Here is a 13,918-nt window from a genome sequence, read left to right on the forward strand (position 1 = left end):
GAGTTGCCATGATCATCACCGGTGTTGCCGTATGCCTGGTCGTCCTTCTCGGCGCGGGCTTCTATTCCACCCGTAAGGTCCGGGGCGATACGGGGAACTTCCTCCTTGCAGGACGTTCGCTCGGGGCTCCCATCCTCGCGGTGCTGCTCATGTCGCAGGTCATCGACTCAAACGCGACACTCGGAAGCGCCGATCTCGCTGCAGGGTTCGGGTTCTGGGCCGGCGCGGCGATGCCGCTGGGAATTGCACTGAGCGTGCTGCTCGTCGGTTTGTTCTTCGCCAAGAAGTTGCGAGCCACCGGCGTCGTCACCTTGCCCGAATATTTCGCGAAGCGATTCGGGCGTGGCACCGAAATCACAGCGTCGGTACTGACAGTCGGTAGCTTCGGCATCCTCCTCGCCGGCAACCTCGTCGCCCTGGGTTATCTCCTCGAGTACTTCGTCGGTCTCGACTACACCGTGGCAGTGCTCATCTTGATCCCGTTCGTCCTGGCCTACACGATGGCCGGCGGAATGTTCGCAAGCGTCTACACCGGTGTCGTGCAGTTCGCGATCATGACGGTCGGCATCGTCTCGCTCCTCGCGTGGGTGGGGTTCGGCCCGGGGTTCTCGGCTCCCGAGGGTCTCGGTGTCGGCGGACTCGGGCAGCTCACCGACCCGGCGCAGGGCGCCGCAATCAACTGGGCGACGTTGGTCGCGCTCGGGCTCGGCAACATCGTCGCCATCGACCTCATGCAGCGGGTGTTCTCGGCGAAGAGCCCCCACGCCGCGCAGCGCGCCTGCTTCTCGGCGGCTACCGGCATCCTCCTGTTGTGTGTGCCGCTCTCGTTCGTGGCGCTCGCCGCGGTCTCCATCGTCGGCGACAGTGCGGTCGACGGTCCGATCCTCTACGTCCTGCTCGGCGAGTACGCACCGAAGTGGCTGTCGATCCTCGTCCTGTCCGGCCTCGTGACGGCATCGCTCACCACCATCAGCGGCGTCCTGCTCTCCACCGCAACCGTGCTGGTACGCAACCTCTTCCGCGTCGGCGGAGAACACGCCGCGATGTCGTCGGACGTCATGAGGGCGACCCGGCTGTGCATGCTCCCTATGGCAGCGTTCGGAGCGATCGTCGCGCTGCGCGTCCCGCAGACCGGCATCCTGCTCACCCTGACGTTCGACCTGCTGCTGGCATCCCTCGTCGTCCCGTTCATCCTCGGGCTGTTCTGGAAGCGGGGTGACGCCCGCGCCGTCGCCGCTGCGGCTATCTGCGGTATCGGTGTGCGAGTCGGGTTCTTCGTCCTCACCCCCACGATCTACGGAGTCGACAACACCCTGCTCTACATCCCGAACGATCTCGTCACTGCCGCCGCAGACGGCTGGACGACGTTCCTCGGGGGGATCGTCTCCCTCGTCGCATACGTGACGGTGGCGCTGCTCACCCGCCCCGCGTCGCAGCCGCAGCCGCCGGTGGTCGTGCCGGTCGTGGCACCCGGACGGCAGCCCGTCGCCGTGTAGACCTACAGATAGGCGAGGGTGCTCACTTCCGGTGAGCACCCTCGTTTCTGTTCGGTGGCGAGGCCTACTTCTCGAAGACGATGTCCTCGACCAGCGTGTGCTGCTCGACGGCCGACGGCGCCTGCATACCGGGTGCCTGCTCGTCGGAGTGCGCGGCCTTGAACGAGTCGGAGCGCAGCCAGGCGAGGAAGTCGTCCTTCGAGTCGAACTCCATCGTCGACAGGTAGGGAAGGCCGTCGGCTGCCGGGCGGAGGAGCGTCGTGCGGTTGAGGCCAGGAACGCCCTCGAGGGTCTCACGCATGCTGTCGACGAAGACCTTCTCGAATGCCTCTGCCGTCTCGGCGGGAACCTCGATGCGGTTGGTGATGACGTACACGATGTGCCTTTCTCGGCAGGTGAAACTTCCTGGCGAATTGTACCGCCGCCCTGCTCGGAATTTGCGCGGTGAGTGGGGATCGGCTCGCGGAGTAACCTGGGCAACTCTCCACTCAGCGCGCGGATACGGCGTTCCGCCCGCGTGCCCGGGCGACGGCGCGTGCGAACCGACCGGCAACCACCTCGAACCGATCCAGCTCTGCCCAGTTCCAGCGGACTACTTCCAGTCCCAGGTCGCGCAATGCGTCTTCACGTCGTTTCTCGGCGAGGATGTCCCGACGGTCGCGGTACTTGATGTTGCCGTCGAACTCGCCGACGATGCCGTGGCCGTCCCAGAAGAAGTCGAGACGGTATCGCCGACCATCGCGCACCACCACCTCGCGTTGCAGATCCGGTGCAGGTAAGCCGGATTCCCGCATACGGATCCGCGACAGCGATTCGCCGACGCTTTCGCTTCTTCCGTCCAGGAACTCCAGAACCGACGCCGCGGCAGTCGTACCGGTGCGGTGTCGTGCCCGCTCGAGAGCGCGGGCCAACTGCGGGCCTGCATTCGGGTGAAGGCGTAGAGCGGAGTCTCCGATTGCAACCGCCTGATCGCGCGGAAGCGTCCGGGCAAGATCGACGACCGTCCTGGCGACCGATGTGACTGCGACCCCGCGGACAGTGACGAGATCGCCCTCATCCCATGCCGTGGGGTGCGCGTGCAGGTGCGCTGTGACCCGCCCGCTTCGTCTCGGACGAGAGACGTGCACACGCGTGAGAGGCACCTTCCAGATGTCGAGGTCGTGGAGAACCGCGGCGGACACATGGCTGATCGCCTCATCCGGTCCGAGACGCGAACCGGCGAAGCGCGCGCGTACGCGATGATGCCCCGCCTCGTCTAGCGCGTCGTAATCGGCCCGCCGCAGGTAGACACCGCGAGCAAGCATGACGAGTGCACCCGTACGCAGTGAGTTCCGAAGGTCGTTGTCCGATGTGCCGTTCGCTGTGAGCGACTGCCTCGTCAGTGCTTCCGGCTCGTTCATGCGCCAGATCGTGCCCGATCAGCCACAGGTTCGAGTTTTCGAAGCCGCTTTGCCGGAGCAACTGTGGATAGATCGAATGTCTGCGGACAACGACGGGGAGGATCAGAACAGCCGTGGAGTCGCGTGCGCCCCGTCACGGGCTTCGACGACACGCGCATGCCACCGGTCGACGAGCCACATCTCGACCAGTTCCGGGCGCGTAGCCATGAGACCTGCCCACGTGTTGAGGAGTTCGACGTACCGGTGGTAGCGCCGCACGGTGAAGTCGGCAACGGAGGGGTCTTCGAGCCACCCCTCATGGACGAGAGTGGATACTCCGAACTGGTCGAGCATCTGCGCGGGACCGGTGTCCGTGCGCGCCTCGACCGCCCACAAGTACGTCGCCATCAGCGGCACGCCGACACCCGGAGTGTCGGGCCAGCCCGACCAAGTCTGACGCGACGTGTCCGGCAGGCTCTTCGTCTTGGCGCAGAAGTCCAGAACCCCTTTGATCTTGGCAAGCGGATCGCGGTCGCCGGCGGCCCGGACGTCACGGACATCGGGGAATCGGCGCACGGCCCGTCGACGCGGATGCGCACTCCGCCATGCCGCGCACAGGAACAACAACCCCAGAGCGTCGTGGTCGGTGTCGATCAATTCGCTGCCGAGCCGAAGATCGTTGCGCTGGACCACCGCATCTCCGGTCGTGACGATACGTCCGTCGAGGTTGCGACCACGCAGCCGAACTGCATGTCCCGCATGTTCGAGATGCTCGTTCCACCACTGCAAATCGACCGTCACGCCGTCGTCGAGCACCTGAAGGTCGAAGGGCCGTGCCCGACACCAGTCCGCGCACGCCTTCGGAGGCTCGAATCCCTCGTCGTACAGATGCATTCTCCGAGCCTGCCACGGCCGTCCGGCCTCACCGAGCCGACACACGCGGGAGAATCGTCACAGCTCGATTTCCGCCGACCGGAGTTGTCGTGCCCAATCGAATTCGGCGTCGAGAAATGCCTCCCCTCCGGTAGCAAAGGCGTCGCGAAGGTCGGTGAGGGTGGCGATGAACTGGTCGATGCGCTCACGTGCGGATTCTGGGGTTCCGGAGGCTTTGCGGGCGAAGCCGGCGGCGAGTTGTCGGGCGGACTCGCAGTCGCCGAAGCCGTGGGTTTCGCTTAGCCCGTCGGCGATGTCCCGTGTGATGGTGAGCTCATCGAGCATCGTGTTGCAGATGGTGACAATCTCGTCGATGACACCAGGCTCAAGGCGGACGAACTCAACCATGGATGATCCCTCCGAGTCAGCTATGAGACTAATCGAGAAGCGGTTCGACCGATGAAACAAGCTCTTCGAGACCGCTGCACCACAGGTCCGTCGGCACGCCACGTGTGTGATCGGGGTAGTACGTGCGGCTGAAGATGACGATGCCGAACTCAGTTTCTACAGCGATTCCGCATGAATTCTGGTTGTTACTGTCGACTTCCAAGAGTGCGCGACGACCATTGACGGTTGTTTCGGTGGCAATGTGTCGATCTTTAGCGAGTTCCTCTTCGAGAGTTACGTTCCCAGACAGGACATTGAGCCCATACCTTCGGAGTACCCCAGGAATATGAAGCGTGCCCTTGAACCGGCAACCAACGAACGAGTATGTGCCCATCGGATAGTCGGCTATTTCTTTGCTCCGCGGGTCGTATCCAGCATCGACCAGCACTTCGTCCGGTATGTCCAGGCACGGGTCGAATGTGATCTGCGGACGACCCGAGTCGTCCACGACCCGCGGCGTCCTAGTCGTCGAGGTGGGGGTTTCGACAGTCTCCGACTCGCTCGTCCTCGCCGCTCCGGGTGCGCATCCGGACACTGTCACCACGACAGCCAGCGATACCAACGCTCGCACGACACGATTCCACCCACCCACGCGACCCCCCGATCCGCTGATTGCAGCAGACGCTAGCACAGGAATCGTCACCCCGTGACGCGGCGATCTGCGCGCTCAATCGTGATCTGCGCACGCAATAACGGTGGCAAATAACGCTTTACCGCGCAGACTCATGATGATTGTTCGTTGGCAGTGCCAAGCAGATGTGCAATCTCTTCTCCGCTGATCCCGAAGTCACCGAAGCTGAGAACCCGCCCGATCGGCATCGACGCCGCAATCGCTATGACGACGGCAGGACGCGGTCGTTCTGCAGCAGCACGACGCTCGCTGCCGTCGCTTCCCGTGCGAGGGCGGCGACCGCTTGATGTTGATCCCCGGACCGAGGAGTACACCGACCTGCTCGGCGCGGGCTTCGGACCCGAGTGCTCTGCCGATGCGTTCGAGAAGAGGCGCGTCGAACGAGCATCCGAGCGCGACGACGGGCGGAAAGCAGGTCGTCGGTATCGAGTCGGTGACCCCGAGATGGTCGCCGCCCTCGTACTGCTTGCGGACGCCGTGCGGTCCGCCGGTAAGCATGATCGACGGAATGCCGAGCCGTGTAATCGGTTTGGTGAACCAGGAGTTCAGTCCGCTGGTCGAACCCGCATTCGCTTCGAGGGTTGCTCCGGCGACGCTGCGGGCGGGGTGGCGATTCGGCGCCTCCTCGGTCATTCGGCTCCTTCGACGGCGCTTCGCAGCAGCGTATGCCGTCGATAGGGTGAGTGTGCGTGTCGGGAATTCGGGTACCACGACAGAACCAGCCCCTCTCAGGAGGATGTCGATGGACACCGTGACGAAATTGCTCGCTCGCGCCGGACGAACGTACGCGGAAGATGCGGGCATCACACTCAAGAACACCCCGAAGCCCCTGTTCGAGCTTCTTGTCCTCACGCTGCTGTCGAGCACGCGGATATCGGCGGACATCGCCGTCGCTGCCGCGAAGGAACTCTTCCAGGCAGGGTGGCGCACCCCGGAGGCGATGGCGACGGCGCCACGTGCGGACGTAATTGCTGCGCTGGGACGTGGTCACTACGTTCGGTACGACGAGAGCACCGCAACCCGGTTACGTGAGATGGGCGAACGAGTCGAATCCGAATATCAGGGCGATCTGAGAAAACTGGCACAGCGCGCTGACGGTGACGCTGCGGCCGCGGCCCGCCTACTGGAGGAATTCGACGGTATCGGACCTGTGGGAGCGGGGATCTTCCTGCGCGAAGTCCAGGACGTGTGGACCTGGCTGCGGCCCTTCCTCGACAAACGGGCACAGCAAGGCGCCGAAGCGCTCGGATTGCCGACCGACCCAGAAAAATTGGGCAAGCGCGCTGACGGAGGCGGTTTCTCACCCTTCGCGGCTGCGCTCGTGCGGGTGTCCTTGGACGACAAACTCCTGGACGAAGTGCGCGGCTGAATCGTCACGCACCCTCGACCGCTGCCAACAGCATGTGGGCCGCCATTGCGATCAGCTTCTCTCTGTCGGCCCGTGCGGGCCGCAGCAGCGCAACCCGAGAACACAGACTCGCAGTGGCTCCCATGACGATGAAGATCAGGTCGTCGAGTGCGTCGTCGTCGAGGTCCGGTCGCAGACGGGTGGGAAGGATCCGCGCCAACGGACGGAGAGGGCCTTCGATCTCGGCCCAGGCAAGCCCGAATTCGGTCTCGTCGGAGGTGTAGGACACCCGCAGGATTGCAGCGTGTTTCTCGAATGCGGCTGTGAGACCTTCCACGACCGTCACCATCGAGTCGATCGGCGCTTGATCCATCGCGCGCGCGATGGCTGTCGAGAGAGCCGTGGTGATGTTGTGGACCGCCGTCATTCTCAGTTCGTCGATGATGGTGTCCATGTCGGGGAAGTACCGGTAGACCGTACCGATACTGACGTGCGCATGTTCTGCGAGAGCGGTCGTGCTCGGGCGTACGGCAGGCCGCCGTTCGAGAAGCTCGTAGGTAGACGTGAGGAGATGCTTCCGCATTTCTCGACTGCGTCGCTGGATCGGCGACTTCCGGACGCCTTTACCTGCCGGGTTGCCGTTGGGTGCGGTGGTCACAAGAAATGAATAGTAAGTGAGGAATTCTCGTGTTTGCATGGAATGTATGAATCGACGCATTCCGAGCGCTCTGGTCAACGCTGATCTCGCCGTGCGCCGGTACGGCGACCTCGGGACTCGATGGCTCCACGGGATGTGGGAGGCCGACCCGTTGGCCGACGCGGTCGTCGCCGACGAGTTCGGCGCGTCGTCGGCCACAGTCGAAGTGCGCAAGGCGCTGGTCGACGGAATCGATGCCCTCCCGGACGCACCCGAATCACTCCGGGCGTTGTTCGCGTTCCTCGACGACGAACCCGAGTGGCTCGACCACAGCCGTCTCGACAATGCCGCCGACGCACTCATCCGCCACACCCCGGTGATGGGGATGGTGCTCGGCGCGGCGTCGCTGCTCCGTGGTGCTGCCAGCGAGATAGCCGGCAAACCGCTTGCGTTGACCGGACGCTACGTCAGTCAGCCTGCAGTGCGTTCCGTCGAAGTGGGGGAGTGGTTGCGACATGTCATCGCGCGCGGCGGAATGCGCCGTGAGGGTGCGGGATTCGCGTTCACCGTTCGTGTGCGGCTCATCCATGCCCACGTGCGACGCGGAATAGTCGCGAGTGGACTCTGGGACGAGGATGCGTGGGGAGTGCCGATCCCCCAGCCGTACATGGCTTTCACGATCGCCGAATTCGGGCACATCTGCGTCGAAGCGATGCAGACGCTCGGTGTGCGCTTCACCGACACCGAACTCGACGACATCTATCACCTGTGGCGTTACGTCGGGCACGTGATCGGCATGAGCGACGAACTCAACCTGTGTAAAGAAGCCGATCACGTGCTCGTCGAGGAGTTGTACCGGTTGACTTCTCCAGGACCGAGCCAGGACGACCGGGATTTCGTGGCCGCGCTCACCGACGATTATCTCGTCCCGGAACTCGCGAACCTCCTACCCGGAAACAACCGTGTGCGAACATCTCTCGCTCTCACGCTGATGCACAGCCTGCAGCGTGTCTTCGTAGGTGATGCGGAGGCCGATGCGCTGGGGATCCCGGACAGTCCGCTGAAGCACGTGGTGCGCCGGGCCGGCCCCGCGCTCGCCCTCGTCAACCGGATCCAGGAGCGGCGCTACCCGGACAAGGCTCGGACAACAGCGCGGGCGTACAAGGTTCGGGACGCAGCGATGGATCGTATGCGCGTGGACTACGGCGTCGCCCACGACCTGGTGGACGCCGCTCCCCATTGACCACCCTGTAGGGGAGGAAATGCGCGCCGAATGGAGATTTGCGCGGTGAATATCGTGAGCGGATCCCCGTTCGACGCGCAGATCAGGATCTACACGTCCCTGTCCGCGGTGTCGAGTGCGCGTGCCCAGTCGAATTGCGTGTCGAGGAAGTCCTCGCCTCCCGACGCGAACGCGTCGCGCAGTTGGGTCAGAGTGTCGATGAACTGTTCGATCCGCTCGCGCGCGGATTCTGGTGTGCCGGCCGCCTTGCGGCTGTAACCGGCGGCGAGTTGGCGGGCGGATTCGAGGTCGCCGAAACCGTCGGTGAAGACGAGGTTTTTTGCTCTCACCCTTGCCCTCTCGAGTTCGGCGAGCATCGTCTCGCAAATGGCGACGATCTCAGCAATGACGGGTGGGTCGAGCCTGACAAATCCTGACATGGCTCCCTCTGGGGTGGGCGGATCAATTACCGATCAATGGCTCAATCGCTCGGACGAGAGGTTCCATGTCTGTGCACCAGGCATCCTGTGGAACCGGGCCGGGATGATCCTTGTGGTACATCCTGCTGAACACGACGATTCCGAACGTGCTCTGCAGAACGTATGTACAAGTGTCCTTGATGTTCGGGTCGAGTTCCAACAGCGCGCTTCGGCCGTTCATGGTGGTGGCTGTAGCGACATGCCCGTTCTTGGCGACCTCTTCATCGAGGGATACGTTGCCGGCCATGACACTGAGGCTGTATCCCCGTCGCAGACCGGGAATCGGGTCGGACTTCCGGAACGTGCAGCCCAGGAACGTGTACCAACCCATCGGCAGATCCGAGAACTCTTTGTGCGCCGCGTCGTAACCGGCCTCCGTCATCACCTCGTCGGGGAGGTCGAGGCAGGGATCGAAGGTGACGGGAGGACGTCCGGAGTCGTCGACAACGCGCGGCGTGCGCATTTCCGACGTCTCGACAACCGTGTCGGGCCGAGCACGTTCGTCGGGGGGTGGTGCAGACCCGCATCCTGTCGTGACAGCCATTGCGGCCACGAGAGAACACGTCGCCAAACCCCGCCTGCTCATGAGCCCCCCGGATCCGTAGTTGGCGCCAGACGCTAGCACACCCGGTTCGGCGGAGCGGAACGAACTTCGGCGGAGTCCGTGCCCTCAGCCTGTTCCCGTGGAGAGGGCATCGAAGACGCGCTGAGTGAATGCCTGGTCCTCGATTCCCAGGATGTCCGCCCAGAAATACGCTGCTTCGGTGCCGTAGTCATGGCCGTGGCCACTGGGTACGTCAGCGGCGAACACCATGTCCAGGGTCACCTGCCAGAACGTCACGAACGGGATCCACGACATGCTCTTGTCGACATCGGCGCCGCGCTCTTCCCGGAGCCAATCGGGGCGGTTCAGGATCAGGTCGGCGGACCACCAGACGATCGGGTCGCTCGGGTGCTGCCAGTACACGATGCGGGGGATCTCCCATTGGCGCAGTCCGGGGAGGTCGGTGAGATCTGCAGGTGTGGCGGCAAAGCGCACATTCTGACCGCCGTAGACGACGGGCAGGATCTCGCGACTGCCCGGATCGCGCGAGTCGGTGATCCTGCGCCACTGCTCGGTGAAATTGGGGGTGCCCACCCACAGGGCGCCGTCGGTGCGGGTGATCATGTCCTGTGCCCCGGAGAACGCCGACTGGCCGCCGTACGACCCCAGGGATTCACCGAAGACCAGAAGCTTCGGCCGTGTGTTCGGGTCCAGGTCGCTCCAGCGGTCGTACACGGCTTCGAACAGTGCGCGTCCGGCGTTGCGTGGGGAAACCCGGTCGGCGAGGAACGCCAGCGGGCTCGCCAGAAAGGAGTACTGCATCGCGGCGATCGCCGAGTTTCCGTCCGCGAGGTATTCGAGGCTGGACGCGACGTCTTCATTGACCCATCCACGTCCCGTTGTGGTGGCGACGGCCAGATACTCCCGATCGAAAGCGTTCGTGCGGTCGAGTTCCGCCACCACACGTGAAGCCAGGGTGTCCATCTCTTCGGGTTCGGACTGTCCTCCGGCGTTCTCGATCGAGCGGTAACCCGCGTAGACCCGGATCGGCATCATGGCCGGCCTACCGGTGACCGCACCGATCTCCTCCGGTGTCGGTCCACCGGCGACGAACGTCCGGCCTTCGCGTCCGAGCGAGTCCCACGGTTGTTCCGACGCGTCGGATCCGGACCGGTCGGGGGACTGCGGTTGCACGACACCGGCTGCGGTGCCCTCGTCGACCACCTTCGCCGACCCGTCGGCGATACGCGTGATCCCGGCCGCGAGCAGGCCCTCGAGCGCCAGAAATACGACGGCTCCCACCACCACGACACTCACTGCCCGCGCGACGGGCACCGGCAGAATCCGCACGACCTGCCGAGTGACGAATTGCGCGACACGACGCAGACCTCGCCCTATGAGAAGGAGGATCAGCGAGAGGAGCAGGGCTACCGCCAGCACGCCGGGATAGTCCCAGTTGCTTCCGCTCTCGATGCCCACGAGTTCGCGGCTGATGTTCTGCCAGCGCGACCCGAGCGCGAGGAACGTCGGCACCACCACGATCGCGACCAGTGCGAGCAGTATCCAGAGGACCTTTGCGGCTTTCGGTGGCACTCGGACGTCGAATCCGCATTTGCGTATCCCCCATGCCACCAGGACGCCGATCCCGTAGCCCGTCACGATGCTGATTCCGGTGGCGACCCCCTGCAGGTACCACGCACGCGGAAGTAGCGAGGGTGTGAGCGACCAGCAATAGAACAGCAACCCCACCACGAGCCCGAGGAAGCTGAACCGACTGAGCCACTTCATGATTCCATGCCGCATTCGCACGGGAAGGGAGGCGCGTTCACGAGGGGCAGGGGCCGGAGCGGTGTCGGTCGTCGTGGTCACGGGCGGTCGCTTTCGTCGTAAGGACGTCCTGCCGGGCGGGGCTGTAAAAGTTCGTCCATTCCGTTTCGACTTAGCGCCGGAGCCACGTCGGGGAGACGGAATTCGTTGCTGTGCGACGAAAACTAGCAGAAAGTGGACGTAATTCTCGGGAGATGAAGGTATGGAATACCAATTGACAGCCACGCTTCCCACAGCCGCATCCGGTCACGGTTCGGAGAGGACGGCGCGGCGCGGCATTCCTGGGATTCGCTCGACGCGGACCGGTCCGGTCACGACGGGTACGCGCCGGTAATGAGCAGTGATCCCGTCCGATACCGGGCGGATGCGTCTCGATGCGGACGGATGCGGCATATCGGCTGCTCCGGGCGGGATTCCGTGTGCCCGGCGCATGCGTGCGGTCGCGGCCTCCGAAAGTCCGGATATGCCCCGGAGACGTCCCGGCCGGTGTCATTCTGGAGAGTGAATTGCCATCGATCGGCGGGAGGCCGAGGATGAAAGCACTGGTATTTCATGGTCCGGGACAACGCGCGTGGGAAGACGTCCCCGACCCAACGATCACCGAACCGACCGACGCGATCGTGCGCGTCGATGCGGTGACGATCTGCGGCACCGATCTGCACATACTCGGCGGCGACGTTCCGGCGGTGACGGACGGACGAATTCTCGGGCACGAAGCTGTGGGCACTGTCGTCGAAGTAGGGGCCGGTGTTCGCAATCTCATGGCAGGTGACCGCGTACTGGTCTCGTGCGTCTCCGCCTGTGGCCGATGCCGATACTGCCGCGAGGCGCGGTACGGCCAATGTCTCAACGGAGGCGGCTGGATTCTCGGACATCTGATCGACGGAACCCAGGCCGAACTGGTGCGAGTTCCGTTCGCGGACAACTCGACCTACAAGATCCCCGAGGGGGTCAGTGACGAGCAGATGCTTATGCTCGCCGACATCCTGCCCACGTCGTACGAAGTGGGAGTGCTCAACGGGTGTGTGCGGCCGGCCGACGTGGTGGTCATCATCGGCGCCGGGCCCATCGGGCTCGCTGCCATTCTCGGTGCTAAACTGTTCAGCCCGAGTCACATCGTGGTCGTCGACCTCGCCGACAGTCGCCTGGAAGCCGCGAAATCCTTCGGAGCGGACATCGCTCTGAACGGCGGACGCGACGACGTTGCGGCGGTCGTGCGGGACCTCACCGGTGGGCTCGGAGCCGACGTCACGATGGAAGCGGTCGGTGTGCCCCAGACGTTCGAGCAGGCGGTGGCGCTGGCTCGACCGGGCGGGCACATCGCGAATTTGGGCGTTCACGGATCTCCCGCGACACTGCATCTCGAGGACATCTGGATCAAAGATCTCACCATCACCACCGGACTCGTCGACACGTATTCCACGCCCACGCTCATCGGGCTGGTGGCAAGCGGCCGGCTCGATACGTCGCAGATGATTACGCACCGATTCAACCTCGGCGATTTCATGGAGGCGTACGACGTCTTCAGTCGAGCAGGGGAGACGGGCGCGCTGAAGGTGCTGCTCACAGCCCATTCTTCGACTTAATTCCCGGTCGATGAAGCCAGACATATCGACGGAATGAGCGGCGGCGTTACAGGGTCGACCCGAATTCGGGGCCGAATTTTCACGCGTCGAAACCTCCGGTAAGAATGTCCGATCGGACCGAGTTTCTGCTCGGTCCGGAGGGGCATCCGGAGGGGGAGACGTGATCGATCTTCGTGCGCAGTCCGACAGGGCCGCGATGCTGCCCAGCGGTCATCGCTGGGTAGTGGTGGACGTCGAGACGTCCGGGTTACGTCCGAACGCGCATCGCGTCCTCAGCGTCGCCGCGCTCGCGCTCCGTGAGGACGGGTCGGTGGAACGCGAATTCTCGTCGCTCATCGATCCCGGCGGTGACCCCGGCCCGGTGCACGTTCACAACCTCACGCGCGAACGGCTGGCGGGTGCACCGCGCTTCGAGGACATCTCCTCCGAGCTTGCGGAGATTCTCGACGGCGGGACCGTCGTCGCCCACAACGCGTCGTTCGATTACGGCTTTCTCGACGCCGAGTTCCGGCGGGCCGGAAAGACACTTCCGGTGCAGCAACGGCTGTGCACGCTCGCGCTGTCACGCCGCCTCGACCTCGACCTTCCGAACTATCGGCTCTCGACGCTTGCGGAGCACTGGCAGATCCAGCAGCTCCAGGCGCACGATGCGTACGACGACGCTCGTGTGCTGACCGAAATCTTCCTGCGCAGCGCCGGAATGGCGGAGACACTGCAACTTCCGCTGCCGGTCGTGAATTGCCGGAGCAGCAAGTCGGTGTATCCGCCATCGGTGACCCGGGTGCCCTGCCAGTGGAAGAACCCGGGCAAGCTTACGGACGCCGGTCTGGTGCAGGGCATGAAGGTCGTGATCAGCGGGTCGACCACCACGCCGCGGCTGACGCTCGCCGAGCGCCTCGCCGGAGCCGGGCTCGACGTCCTCAACCAGGTGAGCCGGCAGACCAGTGTGCTGGTGTGCAACGACCCCGTCGTGCAGACCGCCAAGGTGCGCAAGGCAATGGCCGAAGGCATTCCCGTCATCAGCGAGCGACACCTCGACGACCTTCTCGCCCGGGTCGCGCCCGGCGAGCCCAAGGTCGCCACCGTCATCGATGTCGTGCCGCAGGCACAGATCCCGGTGGAGACTCCGCAGGTCGTCACCGCCCCCGCCCCCGATGACAACGCGCCGGCACAGGGCTGGGCACTGCAGGGCCACAAGCCCAAGCTGTGGTCGGGCCGAAAAGTACTGTTGCTGGGCGGAACCCATCTCGAAGCGGTGATGATGCGGTCACGCATCGCGCAACTCGGTGCCAGGCCCGCCCTGAACTTCACGGCCGCGGTCACCGACGCGCTGGTCCTCGGCGGCGGCGAAAGCGACAAGCGGATGCCCCGGGTGCTGCAACGCGCGCTGCCCGTCCTCACCCCGACGACGTCAACGCCGCGGTGGAGGAGGGTGTGATCCCACCGCAC

15 protein-coding genes are annotated in these 13,918 nt (G+C 64.4%); 5 read left to right on the forward strand and 10 right to left on the reverse strand.

Annotated features, from left to right (window positions below; all coding sequences use genetic code 11):
- The first annotated feature begins 8 nt into the window (after window positions 1-8).
- On the forward strand, window positions 9-1,496 hold the full coding sequence (locus RDCOP1_RS10240; protein WP_072700040.1) for a high affinity choline transporter 1: 1,488 nt from the start codon (window positions 9-11) through the stop codon (window positions 1,494-1,496).
- Between the two features lie 64 nt (window positions 1,497-1,560).
- On the opposite strand, the gene RDCOP1_RS10245 is transcribed toward RDCOP1_RS10240, so the two are convergent.
- The 6 genes from RDCOP1_RS10245 to RDCOP1_RS21320 form a co-directional block, all read right to left on the reverse strand.
- Window positions 1,561-1,872: an antibiotic biosynthesis monooxygenase family protein gene (locus RDCOP1_RS10245; protein WP_072700042.1), complete on the reverse strand. Its 312-nt coding sequence runs from the start codon at window positions 1,870-1,872 to the stop codon at window positions 1,561-1,563.
- Window positions 1,873-1,984: 112 nt separating this feature from the next.
- On the reverse strand, window positions 1,985-2,896 hold the full coding sequence (locus RDCOP1_RS10250) for a hypothetical protein (RefSeq protein WP_072700044.1): 912 nt from the start codon (window positions 2,894-2,896) through the stop codon (window positions 1,985-1,987).
- 102 nt (window positions 2,897-2,998) lie between these two features.
- Entirely contained in the window at window positions 2,999-3,769 is a 771-nt protein-coding gene (locus RDCOP1_RS10255) for an 8-oxoguanine DNA glycosylase OGG fold protein (RefSeq protein ID WP_072700046.1), read from the reverse strand.
- Window positions 3,770-3,826: 57 nt separating this feature from the next.
- Window positions 3,827-4,156: a hypothetical protein gene (locus RDCOP1_RS10260; RefSeq protein WP_072700047.1), complete on the reverse strand. Its 330-nt coding sequence runs from the start codon at window positions 4,154-4,156 to the stop codon at window positions 3,827-3,829.
- 28 nt (window positions 4,157-4,184) lie between these two features.
- Complete coding sequence (locus RDCOP1_RS10265; protein WP_072700049.1) at window positions 4,185-4,787, reverse strand: DUF3558 domain-containing protein; 603 nt, start codon at window positions 4,785-4,787, stop codon at window positions 4,185-4,187.
- A gap of 195 nt (window positions 4,788-4,982) precedes the next feature.
- Window positions 4,983-5,459, reverse strand: coding sequence for a hypothetical protein (locus RDCOP1_RS21320; protein WP_111731583.1), 477 nt, complete (start codon window positions 5,457-5,459; stop codon window positions 4,983-4,985).
- A gap of 109 nt (window positions 5,460-5,568) precedes the next feature.
- On the opposite strand from RDCOP1_RS21320, the gene RDCOP1_RS10275 reads away from it, so the two are divergent.
- Entirely contained in the window at window positions 5,569-6,195 is a 627-nt protein-coding gene (locus tag RDCOP1_RS10275) for an HhH-GDP family DNA glycosylase (protein ID WP_231922975.1), read from the forward strand.
- Between the two features lie 4 nt (window positions 6,196-6,199).
- Here RDCOP1_RS10275 and RDCOP1_RS10280 read toward each other — a convergent pair whose 3' ends face one another.
- Window positions 6,200-6,757: a TetR/AcrR family transcriptional regulator gene (locus RDCOP1_RS10280; RefSeq protein ID WP_174555796.1), complete on the reverse strand. Its 558-nt coding sequence runs from the start codon at window positions 6,755-6,757 to the stop codon at window positions 6,200-6,202.
- Between the two features lie 121 nt (window positions 6,758-6,878).
- Between RDCOP1_RS10280 and RDCOP1_RS10285 the strand changes: the two genes are divergently transcribed.
- Window positions 6,879-8,054 (forward strand): oxygenase MpaB family protein, encoded by a 1,176-nt coding sequence (locus RDCOP1_RS10285; protein ID WP_072700053.1) that lies wholly within the window; start codon window positions 6,879-6,881, stop codon window positions 8,052-8,054.
- An 89-nt stretch (window positions 8,055-8,143) separates the two neighbouring features.
- Here RDCOP1_RS10285 and RDCOP1_RS10290 read toward each other — a convergent pair whose 3' ends face one another.
- The 3 genes from RDCOP1_RS10290 to RDCOP1_RS10300 all read right to left on the reverse strand — a co-directional run bounded on the left by RDCOP1_RS10290 (window position 8,144) and on the right by RDCOP1_RS10300 (window position 10,844).
- A complete protein-coding gene (locus tag RDCOP1_RS10290) occupies window positions 8,144-8,473 on the reverse strand; it encodes a hypothetical protein (RefSeq protein ID WP_072700055.1) in 330 nt (109 codons plus the stop codon).
- 22 nt (window positions 8,474-8,495) lie between these two features.
- Window positions 8,496-9,056: a DUF3558 domain-containing protein gene (locus RDCOP1_RS10295; RefSeq protein ID WP_231922974.1), complete on the reverse strand. Its 561-nt coding sequence runs from the start codon at window positions 9,054-9,056 to the stop codon at window positions 8,496-8,498.
- Window positions 9,057-9,182: 126 nt separating this feature from the next.
- Complete coding sequence (locus tag RDCOP1_RS10300; protein ID WP_084722567.1) at window positions 9,183-10,844, reverse strand: alpha/beta hydrolase; 1,662 nt, start codon at window positions 10,842-10,844, stop codon at window positions 9,183-9,185.
- A 572-nt stretch (window positions 10,845-11,416) separates the two neighbouring features.
- Here RDCOP1_RS10300 and RDCOP1_RS10305 point away from each other — a divergent pair.
- Together RDCOP1_RS10305 and RDCOP1_RS10310 are read left to right on the forward strand one after the other, a co-directional pair.
- Window positions 11,417-12,469, forward strand: a complete 1,053-nt coding sequence (locus RDCOP1_RS10305; protein WP_072700059.1) for a zinc-dependent alcohol dehydrogenase family protein — start codon at window positions 11,417-11,419, stop codon at window positions 12,467-12,469.
- Window positions 12,470-12,629: 160 nt separating this feature from the next.
- Window positions 12,630-13,907: an exonuclease domain-containing protein gene (locus RDCOP1_RS10310; RefSeq protein ID WP_307718195.1), complete on the forward strand. Its 1,278-nt coding sequence runs from the start codon at window positions 12,630-12,632 to the stop codon at window positions 13,905-13,907.
- The last annotated feature ends 11 nt before the right edge of the window (window positions 13,908-13,918 follow it).

Source organism: Rhodococcus coprophilus NBRC 100603 (assembly GCF_001895045.1).
Taxonomy (GTDB): Bacteria; Actinomycetota; Actinomycetes; order Mycobacteriales; family Mycobacteriaceae; genus Rhodococcus; species Rhodococcus coprophilus.

What these genes read in the sequence shown, in the direction of transcription:
- RDCOP1_RS10240 (WP_072700040.1), top strand. Translation starts at nt 9, where the DNA reads ATGATCATCACCGGTGTTGCCGTATGCCTGGTCGTCCTTCTCGGCGCG.
- RDCOP1_RS10250 (WP_072700044.1), bottom strand. Translation starts at nt 2,896, where the DNA reads ATGAACGAGCCGGAAGCACTGACGAGGCAGTCGCTCACAGCGAACGGC.
- RDCOP1_RS10255 (WP_072700046.1), bottom strand. Translation starts at nt 3,769, where the DNA reads ATGCATCTGTACGACGAGGGATTCGAGCCTCCGAAGGCGTGCGCGGAC.
- RDCOP1_RS10260 (WP_072700047.1), bottom strand. Translation starts at nt 4,156, where the DNA reads ATGGTTGAGTTCGTCCGCCTTGAGCCTGGTGTCATCGACGAGATTGTC.
- RDCOP1_RS21320 (WP_111731583.1), bottom strand. Translation starts at nt 5,459, where the DNA reads ATGACCGAGGAGGCGCCGAATCGCCACCCCGCCCGCAGCGTCGCCGGA.
- RDCOP1_RS10275 (WP_231922975.1), top strand. Translation starts at nt 5,569, where the DNA reads ATGGACACCGTGACGAAATTGCTCGCTCGCGCCGGACGAACGTACGCG.
- RDCOP1_RS10280 (WP_174555796.1), bottom strand. Translation starts at nt 6,757, where the DNA reads ATGCGGAAGCATCTCCTCACGTCTACCTACGAGCTTCTCGAACGGCGG.
- RDCOP1_RS10285 (WP_072700053.1), top strand. Translation starts at nt 6,879, where the DNA reads ATGAATCGACGCATTCCGAGCGCTCTGGTCAACGCTGATCTCGCCGTG.
- RDCOP1_RS10290 (WP_072700055.1), bottom strand. Translation starts at nt 8,473, where the DNA reads ATGTCAGGATTTGTCAGGCTCGACCCACCCGTCATTGCTGAGATCGTC.
- RDCOP1_RS10295 (WP_231922974.1), bottom strand. Translation starts at nt 9,056, where the DNA reads ATGGCTGTCACGACAGGATGCGGGTCTGCACCACCCCCCGACGAACGT.
- RDCOP1_RS10300 (WP_084722567.1), bottom strand. Translation starts at nt 10,844, where the DNA reads ATGAAGTGGCTCAGTCGGTTCAGCTTCCTCGGGCTCGTGGTGGGGTTG.
- RDCOP1_RS10305 (WP_072700059.1), top strand. Translation starts at nt 11,417, where the DNA reads ATGAAAGCACTGGTATTTCATGGTCCGGGACAACGCGCGTGGGAAGAC.